This window comes from Pleionea litopenaei (assembly GCF_031198435.1).
Lineage (GTDB): Bacteria > Pseudomonadota > Gammaproteobacteria > Enterobacterales > Kangiellaceae > Pleionea > Pleionea litopenaei.
Genome location: NZ_CP133548.1, coordinates 169,849 through 190,420, shown reverse-complemented (window position 1 = coordinate 190,420; position 20,572 = coordinate 169,849). Strand labels below are relative to the sequence as shown.

Genomic DNA, 20,572 nt, shown 5'->3' with positions numbered 1-20,572 from the left:
GTTACTTAAACGAAGCTACTTAGTCGAAACTACTTATCGATAAATAAGCGGATAACTTCTTTTAGAACTTATAGTAAAGCAACTAAATGTTTAAACCTGATTTTACGACGAAGGATTTTAACGAATCCAGAGTCTGTTAGGGGTTTCATCTCAAATAATCGCAAAATTTTGAGATAAATATCGAGTAATGATATTGCGATATGCCCTATTGTTTATAGCTCTCAATCAGATAAAAGGACTGCTTTAACGAAGCGAATAAACAAACTATTAGGCTACAACGTCAATGAGCTACGGTTGGTTGACAAAAAATCCATATCAAATATAAAAATACTAAAGAGATACTCTCGAATGACCAATATTAAGTGACCCATAACTAAATGATCAATAATTAAAAGCAACCCTTTCCTTTCGGCAGTGAACATACACTATCTCGAATATCGAGCCAATAACAAAAGCGCCCCAAACCGATGTTGGGGCACATTTTATCAAGAAAACCTATCGGCTACTTGAAAGACTTTCGGTATTCATATTAGTTATAAAACGCTTTCCCTTCTTTTTTCTTTTCGATCAAGGTCTCTGCTGGACTAAATCGTTCACCTTTTGCCTTCGCATAATGTTCTAACCGATCGACCACTTGCGCGATACCCAGTGATTCCATATGGCGGAAGGGTCCACCTAAGAAAGGAGGAAAGCCAATACCGAAAATAGCACCAATATCGCCATCACGTGGGCTACGAATGATCCCTTCGTCTAGGCAACGTGCCGCTTCGTTTAACATCATCAACATACAGCGTTCGACAATTTCTGTATCAGAAATTGACGTCGTTGGGTTGACTCCGAGTACTTTGTAAATGGATGGGTCAACAGATTTACCCGATTTTTTCTTGTCTCCGTAAAGATAAAAACCTCGACCATTCTTTTTGCCTTTTCGATCGTCCGCTTTTACTTTCTCAAAAACTTCTGGGGGCTCCATTCTCTCGCCGAACGCTTGTTGTAATATTGGAGCCACCTTGGTTGCAACATCAATTCCAACTTCGTCTAACAAGGTCATCGGCCCCACTGGGAATCCTGCCTTGACTAACGCTTTATCGATTTGATCGACGGCAACCCCTTCAGCCACTAAACGAGCCGCTTCGTTCATGTAAGGCGCAAGAATACGATTCACATAAAAACCCGCACCGTCGTTAACAACAATGACCGTTTTACCCTGTTTCTTTCCAAACTCAACCGCCGTCGCAATGACTTCCGCGGAGGTTTGTTCCGTTTTAATAATTTCTAATAAAGGCATTTTCTCAACGGGTGAAAAATAATGTAAACCAACGACTTGCTCTGGACGCTTACTCGCGGTAGCAATTTCAGCAATCGGAATTGACGACGTATTGGTCGCGAAAATGACTTTCTCATTTTGCAACGCCTCAACCTCTTTCACCATCTTATGCTTCAATTCCAAATCTTCAAACACCGCTTCGATCACCATATCGGCATGTTGAAAGCCTTGATAGTCGGTACCCCCCGTTAAGCGCGCTTGAACGGCTTTGGCTTCTATTTCTGAATACTGGCGACGTTGCAGTTTTTTGCTGATCAATTTCCAATTGTACCCGAGTGCATGATTGACACCTTCAATGCTCACGTCTTTTACACGTACCGGAATTTTCGCTTTTTCGACGGTGACAGAAGCGATACCAGCTCCCATTAAACCACCACCTAGCACGCCTACTTTATGGATCGTTTTCGGTGTGACATCGCCATCCACTCCGCTGTCTTTTTTCAGCTCAGTCACGGCAAAGAAAATATTCATTAATTGACGGGCTTCGGGTGACATCACAAGTTCGCCGAAATATTTGGCCTCTACTTCTAGGCCTTTAACGAACCCATGCTCCATGCCCATTTCGACGCACTCAATTATTTTCAACGGCGCAGGATAATTACCCTTCGTTTTGGCTCCCACCGTTTTTCGCGCTTGGTCAAAAATGACCTTACGACCAAAACTGTTGCTTTCAAGCGCTAACTTTTGAGCGCCCGCAGCAGAGAAAACTTTCCCCCACTCATTCGCAGGTTCATCGCATGACTTTTTCCAACGTCCCTTTTTAGCCATGCTTTCAATTCGTTTTTTTGCCGCCACCATCAAGTTAGCCGTCGGAACAACTTCATCGACTAAACCCGCTTTTAACGCTCGGCGAGCGTTTAACTGCTTTCCGGTGAGCATCATGTCTAAAGAAGTAGCAATGCCAACGAGTCGAGGTAAACGTTGCGTACCCCCACTTCCTGGTAAAACCCCTAGTTGCACTTCCGGCAGCCCCAATTTGGTTTTACTTTCTTGCGTTGCGACTCGTTGATGGCAAGCCATAGCAAGCTCTAAACCACCGCCTAAACAGGCACCATTGATTGCAGCAACCGTCGGAATATTTAAATTTTCTAAACGATTAAAAATCTGCTGACCAGCCGCCGACAACTGAGTTGCTTGGCTCGCTTCTGTCACGGCTTTGAGCATGCTGATATCAGCACCCGCAACAAAACTATCGTCTTTGCCACTGGTGATGATTAACCCTTTGACATCCGAATTGTTCTCTAAATCATCCAAAATTGCGCTAATGTCATCAACAAACGCTTCTTTCAAGGTGTTTTGTGACTCATTGGGAACATCGATGACAATAACGGCTATGCCTTGGTCATCGACACTCATTGCAAATGCTTGCTGTTGATCAGTCATTATTCAACCTCCAAAATCATTGCAGCACCTAAACCACCTGCCGCGCAGGCAGTTGTTAATGCCGTTCCACCACCTCGACGTTTCAATTCGTTGAGCATTTGCGTGATTAGTCGAGCGCCCGTTGCCGCAAATGGGTGTCCATAAGCCAATGAGCCGCCTAAGACATTAAATTTATCCATATCGATTTCACCTATCGCAGAGCTTCGGTTCAATTTATCTTTTGCAAATTCTTTTGATGCAAAAGCTTTTACATTACACAAAGCCTGAGCAGCGAAGGCTTCGTGCATTTCGATCAAATCGAGGTCATTTAAGGTCATTCCTGCTCTATCTAACGCTAATGGTGTCGCATATGACGGCCCCATCAACATGTCGCAGGTTGCATCAATTGCCGCGAAAGCATAACTCTTGATGAAACCTTTAATTTCTAGGCCCAACTCTTTTGCTCGACTTTCACTCATTAACATCAAAGCCGCTGCACCATCGGTTAACGGCGTACTATTGGCTGCGGTTAATGTACCGTGTTTACGATCAAATGCAGGACGAAGTTTTGCGTAACCTTCTAACGTTGAGTTAAAACGAATGTTGTTATCAATGCGCAAGGCTTCTTTGAACGGCTGTACATACGCCGTCATAACTTCATCATCGAGCTTTCCATCATTCCACGCTTGTGCCGCGAGTGTGTGCGAGCGATGTGCCAATGCATCTTGTTCTTCACGGCTAATGCCATGATCTCGTGCCATTTGTTCAGCATTCTCTCCCATGGTCAGGCCGGTTGAATACTCTTTCACCGCCGGAGGGACGGGTGCAAGATCTTTTGGGCGAATTTTTGCAATCAACTTTAAACGCTGACCCATGGTTCTCGCTTTGCTTAAGTCCATCAAAATCGCGGCAAGTTTCTTTGAAATTCCGATTGGAACAACAGATGAACTATCTGCTCCACCCGCAATACCTACCGACACACTACCTGCCATAATTGATTCTGCGACACTGACGGCTGACTGAAAGCTGGTTGCACAGGCTCGCGACACCGAATAGGCATCGGTGTGGACGTTCATGCCCGTTCCTAAGACAATTTCTCGAGCAATATTGGGTGCGTCCGTCATTGCGAGCACCTGACCAAAAACCACTTGGTCAATCAGACTGGGATCTATCTCGGTACGCGCAAGCATTTCATTAACCACTAATTTCCCCAAATCGACCGGATTTTGAGTGCGGTAATGAGTCAGTTGACGGGCGAAAGGCGTTCTTAATCCTGCCACAATGGCCACCCGCTCTGGCTTAGAGCCTAGTACAGCGCCACCTTTCTGAGTGGAATTAGATTCAGTTTGCTTTGACATTTTTAGTAGTCTCAAGTTGAAATTAGGAGGAAAGTGTAGACTCTACTGCATTTCGGCGACACTTTCAAACAAGTGTTTTAAATAATCGTTTACCGAATAACTCAAGCTGCGAAGTCGGTGAAATGTTGTAATTTGTTGCAATTTGAAATCAATAACCCCATAAAAACACTAGCATTTTGTCAGTCATTTCGTTACAACTGTGCGCACTACTGGACTCACTCGTTTAAAAGGGCTTATGGACGTAAGAACTGCAATCATTCAGCTGCAAAAATTCCTTCAACAGCGCATCGTCGGGCAAGAAGCACTGATAGAAAAGATCATCATCGCATTGTTAGCCGATGGTCACCTATTGGTTGAGGGCGCTCCTGGACTCGCTAAGACCCGGGCAATTAAAGAACTCGCTCGCGGCATCGAGGGGGAATTTCACCGCATTCAGTTTACCCCAGACCTACTTCCAGCGGATCTTACGGGCACCGATATTTTCCGGCCACAAACCGGCACCTTCGAGTTTCAAAAAGGTCCTATTTTCCATAACCTAGTGCTTGCCGATGAAATCAATCGCGCGCCCGCTAAAGTACAGTCAGCGCTTCTGGAAGCAATGGCTGAGCGACAAATTACGGTTGGCGGCAGTTCGTATCCATTGCCTCCGCTATTTATGGTTATGGCGACTCAGAATCCAATCGAACAAGAAGGCACCTACCCTTTACCCGAAGCACAGCTTGATCGGTTCCTAATGCATATTTTGGTTGATTACCCCGACGCTAAAGCCGAATCAGAGATTTTAAAGCTCTCTCGAGCTGAGTCGCATCATCAAGCAAAATTAAAACAACCCGATGAGGAATTGACCACTGAAGCTTTGTTCGCCGCTCGCGATCAAGTATTAGATATCTACATGGCTGACGAGGTTGAGCAATACATCGTTCAACTGGTTATTGCCACACGACAACCAGAAAAATTCGATGCGCAGTTAGCTCGCTGGATTGATTTTGGAGGAAGTCCTCGAGCAACTATTTCCTTAGACCGATGTGCTCGCGCCTATGCTTGGTTAAAAGAAAGTGAATTTGTGACGCCGGAACATGTACAAGCCATCGCGCATGAAGTGCTTCGGCATCGAATATTACTCAGCTATGAAGCTGAGGCAGAGGGAGTGACTAGCGATCAAATCATTGAGCGCTTGTTATCGGTTGTTTCCGTTGCATAACCCTAGCCAACTTGTGACTCGCTCATGAACCAGCACTGGCGAAAAAGTAATCCTGCGAAGCACTTCAGTGATCGTCCACATCAAATGGGCGTAGAGCTGTCTTTAGCTGAACTTCTCGAATGTAAGCGAATGGCCGACAATTTGAAGCTTCCCACCATGCAAAAAGTTAAAACGCATTTGCTCGGTGGGTTCATCTCTTATTATAAAGGTCGCGGAATGGATTTTGACGAAGCTCGACCTTATCAGCAAGGCGACGATATTCGTTCTATCGACTGGCGGGTAACTGCTCGAACGGGAGACGCTCACACAAAAATATTTCGCGAAGAACGTGAGCGACCTGTTTTTGTATTGCTCGACCAAACTCACAGCATGATGTTTGGTTCTAAAGTTCAGTTCAAGAGCGTTCAAGCAGCCAAACTCGCAGCCACCATTATGTGGAAAACCTTAGGCGACGGTAACCGCTTTGGGGCGCTATTGTTTAATGATTTTCGTCACCAAGAGTTTAAGCCGGCGAGTTCGCGAAAAAACACCTTACGAATTTTAAATGACATTGTCTTAAGCCATGCTGAGCAGCTCAAAGTGGATGAAAATAAAGCATCATCCTCTTCAGCGTCGCCAATTGCAGTGACACTCAAACGAGCGAGACACCTCATTAAGCCAGGCAGTCTCGTTTTTGTGCTCAGTGACTTTTTACAATTTAACGATGAAAGCGAACACCATCTCGTTCGCTTAGCTCAACACAACGACATCAACTTAATTACTCTGTTTGATCCTCTCGAGCAGCAATTACCTCCTGCAGGTCTGTATCCGATCACCAACGGATCAAAAAGAACCATTTTAAACACGGAGTCTTCACAAACACGTGAGGAGTACCAACGTCTTTTTAGTGAAAAAGTACAACACATGGATGCTATCGCACTTAAACACCGAATGAAGCATCATCAATTAGCGACCAACGAAAATCTAACCCAACGATTGAGCCTTAGCGATGGCCAAGGATTGCGACGATGAGCAATACGAATCCATCTTCTAATGATCTCATGTCACAGCTTAGAGATATTCACACGCCTGATCCTGTCTCTTGGTGGCCGCTCGCTCCCGGATGGTGGATTTTGATGCTGTTGGTTATTGGTGCAATCGTCACCCTATTCATTCTTTTTAAACGATCCAGACGACCATCGCCATCCTTAGCGTATGCTGAGCAGCAGCTTCAGTTGTTGCAGTCAAAGTCCAGCAACAAAGAAAACCTGGTCGAGGCATTGCATCTATTACGACGCTTTGCGATGAATCATTTTCCAAAAGAACTGACCGCTCGAATGCCATTGCTCACACTGGCTAAAACCATCGCGGCAACCAACCAAATCACGCTGAATTCATCTTCGCTAAAGTTACTCAACAACGCTCACTATGCCCCTAATGTTTCGGTCAGCAATGAGCAATGGCAAGATCTTTTAAACGATCTAAAACAACTTATTCAATCTCTGAGTCGAGTGACTCAACAGCCAGCCACTCAAGTGGCTATGGTCAACGCACTAAAACAAGCGGGTGAAGCCAATGTATGAATTTGCCTGGCCTTACTTGCTAGTTTTAATCATTGTTCCCTTGCTAGTGACTTTGCTATCGGCACGGCGCTCCTCTGTCGCTGGCCCGGCATTACGATCGGGCTTGTTTGATTATTGGCAGCACATCCAACAAGACCAACCCACTCATTCATCAAAAGGGTTACTCTCACTACTATTACAGTGGTTGGTATGGACTCTGTTAGTCGTCGCCTTGGCACGACCTCAATGGGTAGGAGAACCTGTTGAACTGCCAGCTTCAGGACGCGACCTGATGGTCAGTATCGACATTTCAGGCAGTATGGAGACGCCCGATTTACAACTTAACGGCCGACCGGTTTCTCGTTTATGGGTGGTCAAGCATCTGCTTGCCGACTTTATTAAAGAGCGCGAAGGCGATCGGATAGGGCTCGTTCTGTTTGGCGAAAAAGCGTATTTACAAACGCCATTAACGTTTGATTTAAAAACCATTAGTCATATGTTGCTCGAAACTGAAATTGGTCTAGCGGGCTCTTCCAGTACGGCAATCGGTGACGGAATCGGTCTCGCAGTAAAACGTCTAAAAGAACGTCCGGCAGAAAATCGAGTTTTAATATTACTCACCGATGGCCAAAACAAGTCGGGAGCGTTAACGCCGATTGAAGCTGCAAAACTGGCAAAGCATGCGGGCATTACTATCTACACCATCGGTGTGGGTGCTGATGAAATGATTATTCGAGACACCCTCTTTCGCACTGAGCGAAAAGTTAATCCATCAGAAGAGCTGGATGAAGAAACACTCACCGCCATCGCTGACATGACCGGCGGACAATACTTCCGTGCGCGCGATGAACAAGAATTTCGTAAAATCTACGCAGAGCTCGACAAACTTGAGCCGATAGAAAAAGAACGTGAAGTCTATCGTCCTACCAGCGAGCTGTACTACCTTCCGGCGTCATTGGCAGCTCTGCTGTTCTTGTTGTTTATTCTTTTCACATCGGCTAAACGCTATTTGATCAACCGCAAGGAAAGCCAATGGATATGATAACCGACCTGGCAAACCTAACGTTTATTCGACCCAACCTATTGTGGTTTCTGCTATTACTGATCCCCATCGTTTTTCTTTTAACTTATGAGTGGAAAAGTCAAAGCAGTTGGCAAAAAGTTATCGATCAACATCTATTGAAATATATGCTTCAGGGAGACCAAAGCAACCAACGTTCTAGCTTTAAAATCTTTCTACTTATGACAACCTTAGGGCTATTAATTATCGCCATTGCAGGGCCAAGCTTTGCCAAAGAAAATATTCCTATTTATCGAAGTGCAGAAGCTAGAGTGGTACTTTTAGACTTGTCATTATCAATGGACTCAGTCGATATAAAACCTTCTCGACTTACCCGAGCAAAACACAAATTGAAAGACTTACTCAGTGAAAGCAAAGAAGGTGAAACCGGTTTAATTGTTTACGCCGGTGATGCTTTCGTGGTGAGCCCTTTAACCTCTGACGCCAATACAATTTCTACTATGGTCAATGATTTAAGCACGGGAATTATGCCTATATTAGGTAGTGAGCCAGCGTTTGCCTTTAATAAGGCCATTGAGCTGTTAAAAAATGCAGGAAAACCGACCGGTCATATCGTATGGATCACCGATGGCATCGAAGAAGAAGATGTCGATTACATCATCGATGAAATCAAAGGTCACGATTATCCATTGTCGATACTGGTAACCGCTACCGAACAAGGAGCGCCGATTCCACTACCAAACAACCAAGGATTTTTAAAAGATTCCATGGGGCAAATTGTAATGCCCGCACTGCGACTTTATCCTCTGCAACAAATAGCCAACCAGAATCCAACTCAAATTGTTCGTTTAAGTGCAGATAGCAGTGACATTAACAAAATTTTATCCGTCGAAACCCAAAGCATTGATAAAAACGAGCAAGGCGAAGGTAATCGTAAACGCGATCAGCTGGATCAAGGTTACTGGGTATTGATACCTGTACTATTACTGTTTTTACTGAGCTTTAAGCGTTCGGCACGAAGCTTCGGCTTACCTGCGATATGTGTTTGCTTAATGCTTCCTGGCTACTCGCACGCTGGCTTTTGGGAAGATCTCTGGATGACCAAAGATCAACAAGCTCAAAAGGAGTTAAACAATAACCAGCCACAGATCGCTGCGGAACTGTTTAAGAATCCTGATTGGAAAGCCGCTGCACATTATAAATCTGGCGACTTTAACCAAGCACAAGAGTATTACGCCAATCAAACAGGTATTGATGCCAAATACAATCTCGGCAATACATTAGCCAAGCAAGGTGAACTTGACCAAGCCATTGCAGCCTATGAAGAAGTACTTAAACAAGATCCAGATCATGAAGATGCAAAATTTAATAAAGAGTTACTTGAGAAGTTAAAACAGCAGCAACAACAAGACGAAAACGAACAAAATAAAGATTCTCAAGAACAGCAAGATCAGAAAGACAGTGAACAAAACAAAGATCAACAAGATCAGCAAGAAAATAAAGAAGAGCAACAGCAGAAAGAACAACAAGAATCTAAAGAGCAAGAAAACAAAGAGCCTAAAGAGCTGAGCCCAGAAGAGCTTAAAGATGAGCGTAGCGAACAAGAAAAGCAACAAGCGCTAGAACAATGGTTAAAGAAAATTCCTGATGACCCGGGTGGTCTTTTGCGAGAAAAGATGAGAAGAGAATTTAAACGTCGCGGGCGAGAAAACCGAAACATTAAGGAAGTTTGGTAATGAAAAAGTTATTTCATTTATTAGCTATCGTTGTTATTTCAATGATCAGTTTGAATGCTTCGGCTGGCGTAAAGGCGTTTCTTGACCGCAAAGATGTACGAACTCAAGAAACCTTCACCTTAACCATTGAAGCCGATTTTAATGCAACTGAAACACCTGATTTATCAACGTTACCCGATGGAATCAAACTCCTTGGCAGTACTAAATTTCATCAATCGTCTAACTACAATGGCAGGGTGCAAATCCAATTAGGTTGGAAAGTTATTTTGTTGGCCGAAGAGCCAGGCATTTTTACGATTCCATCGTTCACCTTAGATAATCAATCATCACAGCCCATTCAAGTAACGGTAGAAGAACCGACCAATAATTTTAGTACCGATGATAAACTCGAAGCAATCATGCTAAAAAGTGAATTGTCGACCGAGAGTGTCTATGTACAAGAACAACTGGTTCTTACCTTAAAGTTATACCGCGCAGTTCAAACTCAATACAGTAAACTGACCGAAAACCTAATGATTGAAGATGCTATTGTTGAGAGAGTCGGCGAAGACACTCAATACGAAACAATCATCAATAATACCCGTTTTCTGGTACTCGAAAGACGGTTTGCGATTTTTCCACAAAAAAGTGGGAACTTAACGATTCCTAAACTGGTTTACAGTGCCGATGTGTTACAACCCGGAAGTTCCGGATACGGCCGAATTTTGGGTCGAACTCGCCCAGTAACCATTACGACTGAAGAGCAGTCTATTCCGGTAAAACCTTATCCTCAAGGTCACACTGGTCTGTGGCTACCCAGTCAAGCGCTAACCATCAATTCCCGGTGGTCAAGTATTGGTGAAAAAATTGTTGGCGAACCAAGTACTTGGACGATCACTTTACAAGGCGTTGGCGTTCATGAAAATCAACTTCCAGAATTAGTTCTGCCAGAAGTCGACGGTATTAAGTGGTACCCTGATACGGCCGAAAAGGAAAGAAAAATTAACAGCGAAGGTATCGTCGGTCAACGCGTTGAACGAATTGCTGTCGTGCCGACTAAGGCAGGTAACATTCAACTACCCGAAATTTCCGTGCGCTGGTTTAACGTCAAGACAGAGCAATATGAAACCGCGACTTTGCCGAGTCAATCAATTTCGGTTAAGCCTAATCCTAATCAGACCAGCAATACAAGCACAGCAACAACAACCAGTACTATTCCTCAAACCAATACCGGAACAAACGACTCGCCGCAGGTCATTACCCGAGGTGTAAAGGAGTATTGGCAATGGTTGACCTTCTTATTCGCTGGCCTTTGGTTTATAACCTTAATCTATGCTTTATTGAAGAAAACCTCTTCAGTGACCAGCAATCAAGCTAGCTCATCTGCGACTTTAGTGTCGAGTCCATTGAAAGAACAAATTAAGAAATCTTTAATGGATAAAAATGCATCATTAACCTACCAGTTATTAATTCGATGGTTTAATCAGTTGCAAGGCACCCAGAGCTTTAACGATCACCTGCAAGCTATCAAGCATTCTGAGACGCGCGACAGCTTGCTTCAACTCGAAGTTTCCCTATTCTCTCAATCGGCTAAAAGTTGGCAAGATTATGAATTGCTGAGAAAGCAACTTAACGTCATTGAAAACGACCTTCGATTACGCAAACCCAGCGCAAAGAAAAAACCATTACCTGAACTCTACCCTTCTTAGTTGGTGCTCCGAGCCACTAGATGGGTTTTGTTGGGGGTTTATTCTGGGGTAAAATACACCATCTAACAGAAACACTGGAGTGATTATGAACTTTGCGAATGCAAAAGCCGTCGTCAGTGGCGGCGCCTCAGGTCTCGGAGCTGGTATTGCGAAAGGGATCGTTGCAGCTGGCGGACAGGTTGCCCTTCTCGATATTAATGAAGAACAAGGCCAAGCCTATGCAAACTCACTGGGAGAACGAGCCCTATTTGTTCGAACAGATATCAGCAATGAAGCTGATGTAGTAGCCGCCTGCGATACAGCTGCGAAAGCCTTCGGTGGAATAAACCTTGCTGTCGGATGCGCAGGCGTTCTTGGTAATGGTCGAGTTATCAGTAAAAAAGGCCCGATGCCAGTCGAGTTCTTCCAAAAAGTGGTTGATATTAATCTAGTTGGTTCATTCTTATTGACTCGTGAAGCCGCAAAGCATATGCAAGAAAATGAGGCCGCTGAAACTGGCGAACGTGGCGTGATCATTCATACGGCGTCAATTGCGGCATTCGAAGGTCAATTTGGTCAAGTTGCCTATTCTGCAACGAAATCGGCGCTGGTAGGAATGATCTTACCTCTGGCAAGAGAGTTCGCGAAGTCAGGCATTCGCGCTATGGCCATCGCACCTGGAATATTCGAAACTCCGATGATGGATGGAGTTACCGATGAGATTCGTCAAGCACTGTACGACAGTGTCCCCTTCCCATCACGATTTGGAACACCGCAAGAGTTTGCAGCTACCGTTCAGCATATCTTTGAAAACCCCATGCTAAATGGCAGTGTTATTCGACTCGATGGCGCATGCCGCTTACAGTAAATCAAGGGTACGATCGTTAAGTGTTACCGTTTAATTCATAGCGGATCAATAAAAGCGGATAATTAACGGCTCAATAAAAACGGTTAATTGTTTCTATCTTAACGAAGACCGCTAAATACAGTCGACTAGTCATCACTGCTAGTCGACTCTCATTCAATCAAGTTGCTAATGCTTCAACCAACTTTTTCAGCGCTCAGGTCAATAACCAAAACTATTGCGCCCCATCTTATGCCATACATCTTCCGCGAACTATAATAATCGCTTTAAAAACGGACGAGATAAAAAGTCTGCCCAAGCTCGCTCAATGTTATACAAACGGCGATTATGTGCTTCTGACTCTTTACGAGTAATATTAAAGTACTCTTCAAATGCTTCCGGATCAGCGGACAGCAATTCACTCGATAGTTCGCGAGCTTTTGGGCCGTTTGCACAACGGCTTTGAGTTGATTGTGGTGAGAATAAATTGAGTTGCGTAGCTTTCATAATGCTCTCCTAGTTGCCTAGAAGACATTACAGCAAAGCAAGCTGTTTAAATTCCGGGTTAAAAACGTCTAAGTAACGGCCAATAGTGGCAAAAATATGGCAAGCGTTGCTACCTAACCACACAATGCCTGTATATAACGAGCATCACAATAGCTGGTATCGACTTCTTGAATTTCTTGAGCCGACTGATTAGCTGCCTTCTGCTTTAAATCTCTTTTAAGCTGTCTTACTTCAGATTCTAGATCGACTAACTTAAGTTGAGTTGCCGTTGTGCTGCCCGCCGATTTACCACTCAAGGTTTTACTGCTGGTTACCCAAGTGTAGACTTGTCGCGTGGACACACCGAGTTGCTCGGCGACATCTCGAATTAACATACCTTCTTCTTTAACTTTACGAATGGCGGTTTGCTCAATTTTAATCGACATGTTTAACTCCTATTTCAAGCGAAAATCAATGACCAAGTGATTCGGCTAATACGCCCATTCTCCAACTGTTTTAACATGTTCGAACGGATTCAATCGTTGTCGTGCGGCATACTTACTAAGATTAGTCAACCTTCATGACCGTTGGATGAATATTCATTAATTTTATCTACGCTGTCACAGTCAATACTGCGACTGTGAAAACGTCCACAATAAAATGAATGAAAAAACTGTGCCAAAAAAAATAGACCGAAATTCGTCAGCATATCGCCCAAAAGGATTGAAAAAGGCCGTTCTCAGAGGGTTTAACCGCTCTTAATCAGTGCAGCGCACTGATTAAGAGCAGAGACTTGTGGTCATGGAGTCTTTAGACTCCGAGTTGCTGTGCATGAAAAGCGATGTGCTCTTCAATAAAGGTCGCGATAAAAAAGTAGCTGTGATCGTAGCCTGGTTGCATCCGAATTGTGGCCGGAATATTGAACTTATCACAATGTTCCACTAACGATTCTGTTCGTAATTGATCAGGGTAAAAATTATCTTCTGTACCTTGATCAACCAATAAAGCGCTGACTCGCTTTCCCTGCTCGATCAATGCGCAAGCGTCGTACATCGTCGCGTCAGCAATATCGTCAAGGTAACCCGCGAAAGCTTTCTTGCCCCAGTCACACTGGGTCGGTTGACAAATAGGCGCAAAGGCTGAGACAGACTTAAATTTATCGGGGTGTTTTAATGCGATGGTCAAAGCACCATGTCCGCCCATGGAGTGTCCAAATATACCCATTTGCTCTGTCGCGACAGGGAGCGTTTGAGTGATCAATTGGTACAGCTCTTCTGATACATACCGATGCATATTGTAATGTTCCGACCAAGGCTGCTTGGTGGCATCTAAGTAAAAACCAGCGCCAGTGCCAAAATCATAGTCGTCTTCTTCGCCTGCTAAACCTGCATCGCGTGGGCTAGTATCAGGAGCAACGATCAGCATGTTCCATTGATTCGCGGCTTTTTCAACATGCGCTTTTTGCACGAAGTTTTGATCAGTACAGGTGAGTCCTGATAACCAAAACAGCGTGGGATAGCTAAGATTGCTGTCATGTAAAGAAAACTGATTTATCGACACATCCGCGGCATAGCCTTTCGGAAAAAATACCGAAAAAGTCATCTCAGATTGACACGCTGTTGATTGATGTTTGAAGCGCTTCCAATAGCCATCGTGACATTTATTACTTTCTATGACTTGCATCCGCTTCTCCTAAAATGAAATCACTGAGCGAATGGATTTTCCTGCGTGCATTAACTCAAACGCTTTGTTTATTTCATCCAGTGACAGTTGATAACTAATCATGGGATCGATTTGAATCTTGCCTGCCATAAAGTCATCAACAATACCCGGTAACTCAGAACGCCCTTTTACGCCACCAAAAGCCGTGCCTTTCCAGGTTCGTCCTGTCACTAACTGAAAAGGACGGGTCGCAATTTCTTCGCCAGCGCCAGCGACACCAATAATGACGCTGGTTCCCCAGCCCTTGTGGCACGACTCCAACGCCGCGCGCATTAAGCCAACATTACCGACACACTCAAACGAATAATCCACGCCACCGTCAGTCATCTCTATCAACACTTCTTGAATGGGAACACTGTGATCTTTTGGATTTACACAATCCGTCGCTCCGAGCTGTTGGGCCATTTCAAATTTTTCAGGGTTAATATCGACCGCAATGATGCGTCCGGCTTTTGCCATCACCGCCCCTTGAATAGCACTCAATCCAATACCACCCAACCCAAAAATAGCCACCGTCGAACCCGGTTCGACTTTCGCCGTGTTGAGCACAGCGCCAATGCCAGTGGTAATACCGCAACCCAATAAACAAACCTTTTCTAGAGGCGCTTGTTTATTCACCTTGGCCAGCGATATCTCAGGTAAAACGGTGTACTCTGAAAACGTCGAGGTTCCCATATAGTGATGCAAGGGTTTGCCTTGATAAGAAAATCGCGACGTCCCATCGGGCATTAAACCTTGTCCTTGAGTGACACGAATCGATTGACAAAGATTCGTTTTACCCGACTCACAAAAATTACATTGGCCACACTCTGGAATATACAAAGGAATAACATGATCGCCGGGTTTAAGTGATGTGACACCAGCGCCAACTTCAACAACAACACCGCCTCCTTCATGCCCTAAGATTGCTGGAAATAGCCCTTCAGGATCAGCTCCAGATAAGGTATACGCATCTGTATGACAAACACCTGTCGCTTTGATTTGAACCAACACCTCTCCGGCCTTAGGACCTTCTAAATCGACATCGACAATTTCTAATGGTGCATTTGGCTGAAATGCCACGGCAGCTCTAGATTTCATACAACCTCCTTAATCGGTAAATTCAAAACAAACAGTTCTTAGTGAATTATTGAGCACAAGCATACCACATAAAAAAAAGGGCAAGTTACACAACTTGCCCTTATCTTTGCCTAAAAGTCTTTGCTTTTTCAGCACCGACTCTTATTTTGCCTTTTTGGTTGGACTTTTCTTAGACGCAACTTTCTTTTTGCTCACTGCTGACTTACTCGCCTGCGCAGTCATCGCTTTTGAAGAATGCGGTTGAGTCAATGAAGCCTCTTGAGCAATGGCTGCTGATCGAATACAGTTTTGCACCAAAATCAACAATTCTCTTAATGCCACTGAAAACTTCGCAAACTCATGAATGCTACTGCTTCTAAAGTCTGCAACCATTTGTCGCCAACGCGACAGTAAGTCTTCATTGCTTTCGAGCCAAGCTTGGATCTTTTGCTCCGCCGTTTTCGATTGCGTTGTCATTTGAATCACAGCTACCGTTAAACTGCGTTGTTGCCAATCCAACTCTTCACGGAACGATGCCCGAGCAAATGCTTGCCAGTGATTATCAACAGGCTGCATGACAATTTGATTTAAGAACCAGTGAAGTTCTAGTTCTGCACCCAATTTGTAGTACACATCCGCCACTAGTTTTATAGACAGGCTGGTCATCTTAGCCATTTCAACAATATCAAGGGCCGAGAACATGGTGCTCAAATAGGTTACCTTTGATGCTAGTGTGCGTGGCACACCTTCGTTAACCATTTTATCAATCTTAGTTTCAAGACCTTTTGATTCACTTTGCTCTAATGACTTAGTGACTTGCTTTTGCAATTCTTGAACGCCAGATTTGAAATAATCTATGCCTGCTTGTACCGCAAGATTCTTACGACGATGCCTTAAGAACCAACGAGTACAACGGCGAACCATGCGTTGAGTTTGATACATCATATCAACTTGGGTTTTCGCAGGAACAATATGATCAAGGGCTTGAATTTCTTCCCATAACTGATCCATTGAGAAAATTTCTTTCGCTAAGGTAAAACAGATCCCGACATCGGAAGGCGTTGCTCCAGTTTCATCGATAATTCGATAAACGAAGTTACTTCCGAGATAGTCAACCATTTCATTCGCTAATACCGTTGCGATAATTTCGGTACGTAAAGGATGTTGAAGAATTTCTTGCTCAAACTTCTTACGCAATGGCTTCGGGAAATAGTTTATCAATACCTGTTCAAAATAAGGCTCTCGAGTGATCTCAGGCCCCAATAATGATTCCTTTAACTCCATTTTACCGTAAGCGAGTAGAACCGCTAGCTCAGCGCGAGTTAATCCTTCACCTTGTGCAACTCGCTCGAGCATGTCTTCATCGTTAGGCATGAATTCTAAAGCACGATTCAATTTGCCATCACGCTCAAGACCATGAATAAAACGCATTTGCTCCTTCAACATATAGGGAGCACGAGCTTCGGTACAACTGATGGATTGTGCCTGCAAATAGTTTTCTTGCAACACCATGGCAGCCACTTCATCGGTCATATCCATGAAGATCTTATCGCGTTGCTTAGCCGTCATATCGCCGGCATCAACGATTTTGTTTAACAAGATTTTAATGTTAACTTCGTGGTCAGAACAATTTACACCACCAGCGTTGTCGACAAAGTCGGTATTACATCGGCCACCCGCTCGAATATACTCTATTCGACCTTGCTGAGTTAACCCTAAGTTACCGCCTTCACCAACCACTTTACAGCGCAGTTCAGAACCGTTTATGCGTAAAGAATCGTTCGCTCTGTCACCCACTTCAGAATGATGCTCAGAAGAACTCTTCACATAAGTCCCTATACCGCCGTTCCAAAGTAAATCGTAGTTGGCTTTTAACAATGCCGATATCAGCTCATTGGGAGCCATGGTCGACTTTTTAACGCCAATCAGTGTCTTGATTTCTGGAGTAAGTGTGATCGACTTGGCTGCACGAGAAAAGACACCACCACCTTTCGAAATTAAGTCTTTATTGTAGTCATCCCAAGTCAGTCCAGGCGTTTCGAATAAACGCTTTCTTTCGTCCCAACTAGAAGCTGCATCTGGATTAGGATCAATAAAAATATGCAGGTGGTTAAATGCACCGACTAAACGGATGTGTTTAGACAACAACATTCCATTACCGAATACATCACCTCCCATGTCGCCAATACCCACTACAGTGAAGTCTTGTTCTTGGGTATTGTGTCCCATTTCCATAAAGTGGCGCTTCACACTTTCCCAAGCACCGCGTGCGGTAATTCCCATCTTTTTGTGGTCATACCCAACGCTACCGCCAGAAGCAAAGGCATCACCAAGCCAAAAGCCATACTCCATCGACAAGCTATTGGCGATGTCTGAAAACGTGGCCGTCCCTTTATCGGCGGCAACGACTAAATAAGGATCAAGCTCGTCATAAATCACCACACTGTCTGGAGTGACAACCTCTTCTTCAACGTAATTGTCGGTAATGTCGAGTAACCCTTTAATAAAGGTTTGATAACAAGCAATACCTTCTTTCATAAAGGCTTCTCGTCCACCTTCTGTCGGCAGGCGTTTACACACAAAACCACCTTTCGAACCTACTGGAACGATGACCGTATTTTTTACTTGTTGAGCTTTCACAAGACCGAGTATTTCTGTTCGGAAATCTTCACGTCGATCCGACCAGCGCAATCCTCCACGTGCAACTTTACCACCTCTTAAGTGCACCCCTTCGACGCGCGGTGAATAGACAAAAATTTCAAACATAGGTACGGGAAGTGGTACCTCTGGAATTTTTGAAGGATTAAGCTTCAAAGAGATGTACTCTTTAGCTAAACCGTCTTTATCTAATTGATAGAAATTTGTTCGTAAGGTTGCATCGATGACCTTTAAAAAACGGTTAAGAATTTTGTCTTCATCCAGATTGCTAACCTGATCAAGTAACTCAACGATATTCGCTTTGATTGCTTTCAATTGCGACGGATTTCGCTCAATACTCGGATCAAACTTAAGTGCGAAATAGTCCACCAATAAGCGCGCAATTTTTGGATATCGCGCTAATGTTTCTTCAATATACGACTGACTAAAAGTAAAACCAATTTGCCACAAGTATTTGGCGTAGGCTCTTAAAATAGAGGTTTGACGCCAGTCAAGACCCGCACTTAATACCAAGCGGTTAAAACCATCATTTTCTGCCCGGCCATTCCAAGTCTGTAAAAATGCGTCTTGGAATTTGGCCTTCACTTCTTCTAACTTCAATTCATTTGACGCGCCATGCATCATACTGAAGTCCATGATCCATCGAACCGCTCGGTCTTTTAATTCAATTCGGTGAGGCGTTTCACCAAGTACTTCTAATCCCATGTTTTCGAGCATAGGAAGCACTTCGGATAATGGCGTCGGTTGATCACGATGAAACAATTTAAACTTCAAAATACCATCGGTGTCTTCTTGTGGACGATAAAGAAGCATACTCAACGGTTTCTCTTCTGAAAGACTTTCTAAATGACGAACATCGAGTACTGCCGTTTGCGGTAATGTTTCTTCACGATATCCCGATGGAAACGCTTCGCCATATTGATTCGACAAGCGGACGCCTTGCGCTTCGCCAAACTCTAACTTCAATGCGTCTTGAATATTGTCTTCCCAGCTTCTAGCCGCTTCTGCCAACTCGCGTTCTAATGTTTGCAAGTCGTAATCAATTTGCTCAGCATTTTCCACTGGAACCGTAAACTGAATGCGTGCAAGAATCGACTCTGAAAAAGTTGTCGTAAACTTTATTTCAGCACTGGCTCGGAAAGTTTCAGATAAAATATTAGTGATTTTTAAACGCAACTTAGTCGTATAAATTTCTCTAGGCACATACACTAAGCACGAGAAAAAGCGACCGTAAGGATCACGACGCACAAACAAGCGAATCAAGGCTCGTTCTTTAATGTGCATAACGCCCATCGCTGTGCCGAGTAAATCATGAATGTTGATTTGGAACAGTTCATCACGAGGATAGGTTTCTAAGATATTGCGCAACACTTTGGCATCATGACTGCCTGTTGGTAATCCAGAGCAATCGAGTACTGCTTGAATTTTCTCTCGTAAAACAGGAATCGACATAGGGTTAACGTTGTAGGCTGCAGAAGTATAGAGACCTAAGAATCGATCTTCGCCAATGACCTTGCCATTATTATCGAAACGCTTTACACCAATATAATCAACATGCGCTGGACGGTGAACGGTACTGATTGCACTCAATTTGGTGAGGACCAACAACGTCGAGTTATCGAGGATTAATCGCTGAGCCCCTTTTGGCATGTCCGATAAAGAATACTTTTTCGGCTCCCACAGTGGCATACAAGCCAATCCAAGGTTGGATTTTTTCTTGGGCAGTAAGTAGGTTTTGCCCTCTTGCTCTTTCAAGTCATACGACGTGTAAGCTAAAAGCGTGAAATGATTACCGGATATCCAACGCAAAAACTCTAACGTTTCGTTTCGCTTTTCGTCGGAGATGTTAGCACTTTGGCTTTCGACTCGTGTGATAACTTCGGCCAACTTCTCTTTCATTGGCGCCCAGTCGCGTACCGCTGTACGTGCATCGGCAAGAATACGCTCTAGGTTTTGACGAATCGTATCGAGTTCTTCTTGCTCAACCTGGCGATCAATTTCTAAGTACATAGGCGTAACGCAAGAGACATCAGCGGCATCATTTGCGAGCTCGACTGAAGAGATGACGTTCTTACTGTTTCGCTTTATCGCAATCGGTAGGTGAATATGCAAGTGAATACCTAATCCGAGGCGATTCAACTCCATTCGAACAGAGTCGACTAAGAACGGCATATCTGGGTGTACTAATTCGATCACCGTATGGCGAGATTGCCATCCATGAGACTCAAACTCTGGGTTAAATACTCGAACACATACGTCTTCATTGGCATCTTTGTGAAGAAAGTTCCACAAGCTAAGAACTGAAGCATAAAGATCACTCGCCGCTCGATCATTCAAATCTTCCGGTGAAATGCTACCGTAAAAATATTGAGCGAATCGGCTGACCGTATCGGCTTGAGTTTTTTTAAACTTACTTTTGATGAGCGTGATGACGTTTTCTAAGAGCACGGGTTGATGCTCGACAGGAGCCTGCGCCATAGATGATTATCCTTCCTAATTTGAATGGTGGGCTACGTAAATGGTAGCAAAACTGCTAAAGGGATAATTTTAGGCGAAAGAGCGCGACTTCGCATCATGCAAATGAATGTTT

Annotated in this window: 14 protein-coding genes; 7 read left to right on the top strand and 7 right to left on the bottom strand. The window is 44.1% G+C overall.

All coding sequences use genetic code 11. From position 1 onward, the window contains the following. Window positions 1-529: 529 nt before the first annotated feature. On the bottom strand, window positions 530-2,710 hold the full coding sequence (gene fadJ / locus Q9312_RS00735) for a fatty acid oxidation complex subunit alpha FadJ (protein ID WP_309202614.1): 2,181 nt from the start codon (window positions 2,708-2,710) through the stop codon (window positions 530-532). After that, entirely contained in the window at window positions 2,710-4,047 is a 1,338-nt protein-coding gene (fadI, locus tag Q9312_RS00730; RefSeq protein ID WP_309202613.1) for an acetyl-CoA C-acyltransferase FadI, read from the bottom strand. Before fadI ends, fadJ begins: the two co-directional genes overlap by 1 nt. 235 nt (window positions 4,048-4,282) lie before the next feature. Between fadI and Q9312_RS00725 the strand changes: the two genes are divergently transcribed. The 7 genes from Q9312_RS00725 (at window position 4,283) to Q9312_RS00695 (ending at window position 12,081) form a co-directional block, all read left to right on the top strand. Continuing rightward, window positions 4,283-5,248 carry an AAA family ATPase gene (locus tag Q9312_RS00725; protein WP_309202612.1) on the top strand — a complete coding sequence of 322 codons (966 nt, stop codon included), beginning with the start codon at window positions 4,283-4,285 and terminating at the stop codon, window positions 5,246-5,248. A gap of 24 nt (window positions 5,249-5,272) precedes the next feature. Further along, window positions 5,273-6,259: a DUF58 domain-containing protein gene (locus tag Q9312_RS00720; RefSeq protein WP_309202611.1), complete on the top strand. Its 987-nt coding sequence runs from the start codon at window positions 5,273-5,275 to the stop codon at window positions 6,257-6,259. After that, entirely contained in the window at window positions 6,256-6,810 is a 555-nt protein-coding gene (locus Q9312_RS00715) for a DUF4381 domain-containing protein (protein ID WP_309202610.1), read from the top strand. Before Q9312_RS00720 ends, Q9312_RS00715 begins: the two co-directional genes overlap by 4 nt. Beyond that, window positions 6,803-7,831, top strand: coding sequence for a vWA domain-containing protein (locus Q9312_RS00710; RefSeq protein WP_309202609.1), 1,029 nt, complete (start codon window positions 6,803-6,805; stop codon window positions 7,829-7,831). Before Q9312_RS00715 ends, Q9312_RS00710 begins: the two co-directional genes overlap by 8 nt. Further along, complete coding sequence (locus tag Q9312_RS00705) at window positions 7,822-9,546, top strand: vWA domain-containing protein (protein ID WP_309202608.1); 1,725 nt, start codon at window positions 7,822-7,824, stop codon at window positions 9,544-9,546. Before Q9312_RS00710 ends, Q9312_RS00705 begins: the two co-directional genes overlap by 10 nt. Then, complete coding sequence (locus tag Q9312_RS00700) at window positions 9,546-11,234, top strand: BatD family protein (RefSeq protein ID WP_309202607.1); 1,689 nt, start codon at window positions 9,546-9,548, stop codon at window positions 11,232-11,234. Before Q9312_RS00705 ends, Q9312_RS00700 begins: the two co-directional genes overlap by 1 nt. An 85-nt stretch (window positions 11,235-11,319) precedes the next feature. Continuing rightward, window positions 11,320-12,081: an SDR family NAD(P)-dependent oxidoreductase gene (locus Q9312_RS00695; RefSeq protein WP_309202606.1), complete on the top strand. Its 762-nt coding sequence runs from the start codon at window positions 11,320-11,322 to the stop codon at window positions 12,079-12,081. Between the two features lie 249 nt (window positions 12,082-12,330). Here Q9312_RS00695 and Q9312_RS00690 read toward each other — a convergent pair whose 3' ends face one another. The 5 genes from Q9312_RS00690 to Q9312_RS00670 form a co-directional block, all read right to left on the bottom strand. Then, entirely contained in the window at window positions 12,331-12,564 is a 234-nt protein-coding gene (locus Q9312_RS00690) for a hypothetical protein (RefSeq protein ID WP_309202605.1), read from the bottom strand. Window positions 12,565-12,677: 113 nt separating this feature from the next. After that, the gene (locus Q9312_RS00685; protein ID WP_309202604.1) at window positions 12,678-12,989 is read right to left on the bottom strand and encodes a transposase; all 312 of its coding nucleotides are present in this window, start codon (window positions 12,987-12,989) and stop codon (window positions 12,678-12,680) included. Between the two features lie 364 nt (window positions 12,990-13,353). Then, window positions 13,354-14,226 (bottom strand): S-formylglutathione hydrolase, encoded by an 873-nt coding sequence (fghA, locus tag Q9312_RS00680; RefSeq protein ID WP_309202603.1) that lies wholly within the window; start codon window positions 14,224-14,226, stop codon window positions 13,354-13,356. 9 nt (window positions 14,227-14,235) lie between these two features. Next, a complete protein-coding gene (locus Q9312_RS00675) occupies window positions 14,236-15,345 on the bottom strand; it encodes an S-(hydroxymethyl)glutathione dehydrogenase/class III alcohol dehydrogenase (protein ID WP_309202602.1) in 1,110 nt (369 codons plus the stop codon). Between the two features lie 141 nt (window positions 15,346-15,486). Beyond that, a complete protein-coding gene (locus Q9312_RS00670) occupies window positions 15,487-20,460 on the bottom strand; it encodes an NAD-glutamate dehydrogenase (protein ID WP_309202601.1) in 4,974 nt (1,657 codons plus the stop codon). Window positions 20,461-20,572 lie beyond the last annotated feature (112 nt).

Excerpts from the sequence above, each read along its gene's own strand:
- fadJ (WP_309202614.1), bottom strand. The coding sequence starts at position 2,710 with ATGACTGATCAACAGCAAGCATTTGCAATGAGTGTCGATGACCAAGGC.
- fadI (WP_309202613.1), bottom strand. The coding sequence starts at position 4,047 with ATGTCAAAGCAAACTGAATCTAATTCCACTCAGAAAGGTGGCGCTGTA.
- Q9312_RS00725 (WP_309202612.1), top strand. The coding sequence starts at position 4,283 with ATGGACGTAAGAACTGCAATCATTCAGCTGCAAAAATTCCTTCAACAG.
- Q9312_RS00720 (WP_309202611.1), top strand. The coding sequence starts at position 5,273 with ATGAACCAGCACTGGCGAAAAAGTAATCCTGCGAAGCACTTCAGTGAT.
- Q9312_RS00715 (WP_309202610.1), top strand. The coding sequence starts at position 6,256 with ATGAGCAATACGAATCCATCTTCTAATGATCTCATGTCACAGCTTAGA.
- Q9312_RS00710 (WP_309202609.1), top strand. The coding sequence starts at position 6,803 with ATGTATGAATTTGCCTGGCCTTACTTGCTAGTTTTAATCATTGTTCCC.
- Q9312_RS00705 (WP_309202608.1), top strand. The coding sequence starts at position 7,822 with ATGGATATGATAACCGACCTGGCAAACCTAACGTTTATTCGACCCAAC.
- Q9312_RS00700 (WP_309202607.1), top strand. The coding sequence starts at position 9,546 with ATGAAAAAGTTATTTCATTTATTAGCTATCGTTGTTATTTCAATGATC.
- Q9312_RS00695 (WP_309202606.1), top strand. The coding sequence starts at position 11,320 with ATGAACTTTGCGAATGCAAAAGCCGTCGTCAGTGGCGGCGCCTCAGGT.
- Q9312_RS00690 (WP_309202605.1), bottom strand. The coding sequence starts at position 12,564 with ATGAAAGCTACGCAACTCAATTTATTCTCACCACAATCAACTCAAAGC.
- Q9312_RS00685 (WP_309202604.1), bottom strand. The coding sequence starts at position 12,989 with ATGTCGATTAAAATTGAGCAAACCGCCATTCGTAAAGTTAAAGAAGAA.
- fghA (WP_309202603.1), bottom strand. The coding sequence starts at position 14,226 with ATGCAAGTCATAGAAAGTAATAAATGTCACGATGGCTATTGGAAGCGC.
- Q9312_RS00675 (WP_309202602.1), bottom strand. The coding sequence starts at position 15,345 with ATGAAATCTAGAGCTGCCGTGGCATTTCAGCCAAATGCACCATTAGAA.
- Q9312_RS00670 (WP_309202601.1), bottom strand. The coding sequence starts at position 20,460 with ATGGCGCAGGCTCCTGTCGAGCATCAACCCGTGCTCTTAGAAAACGTC.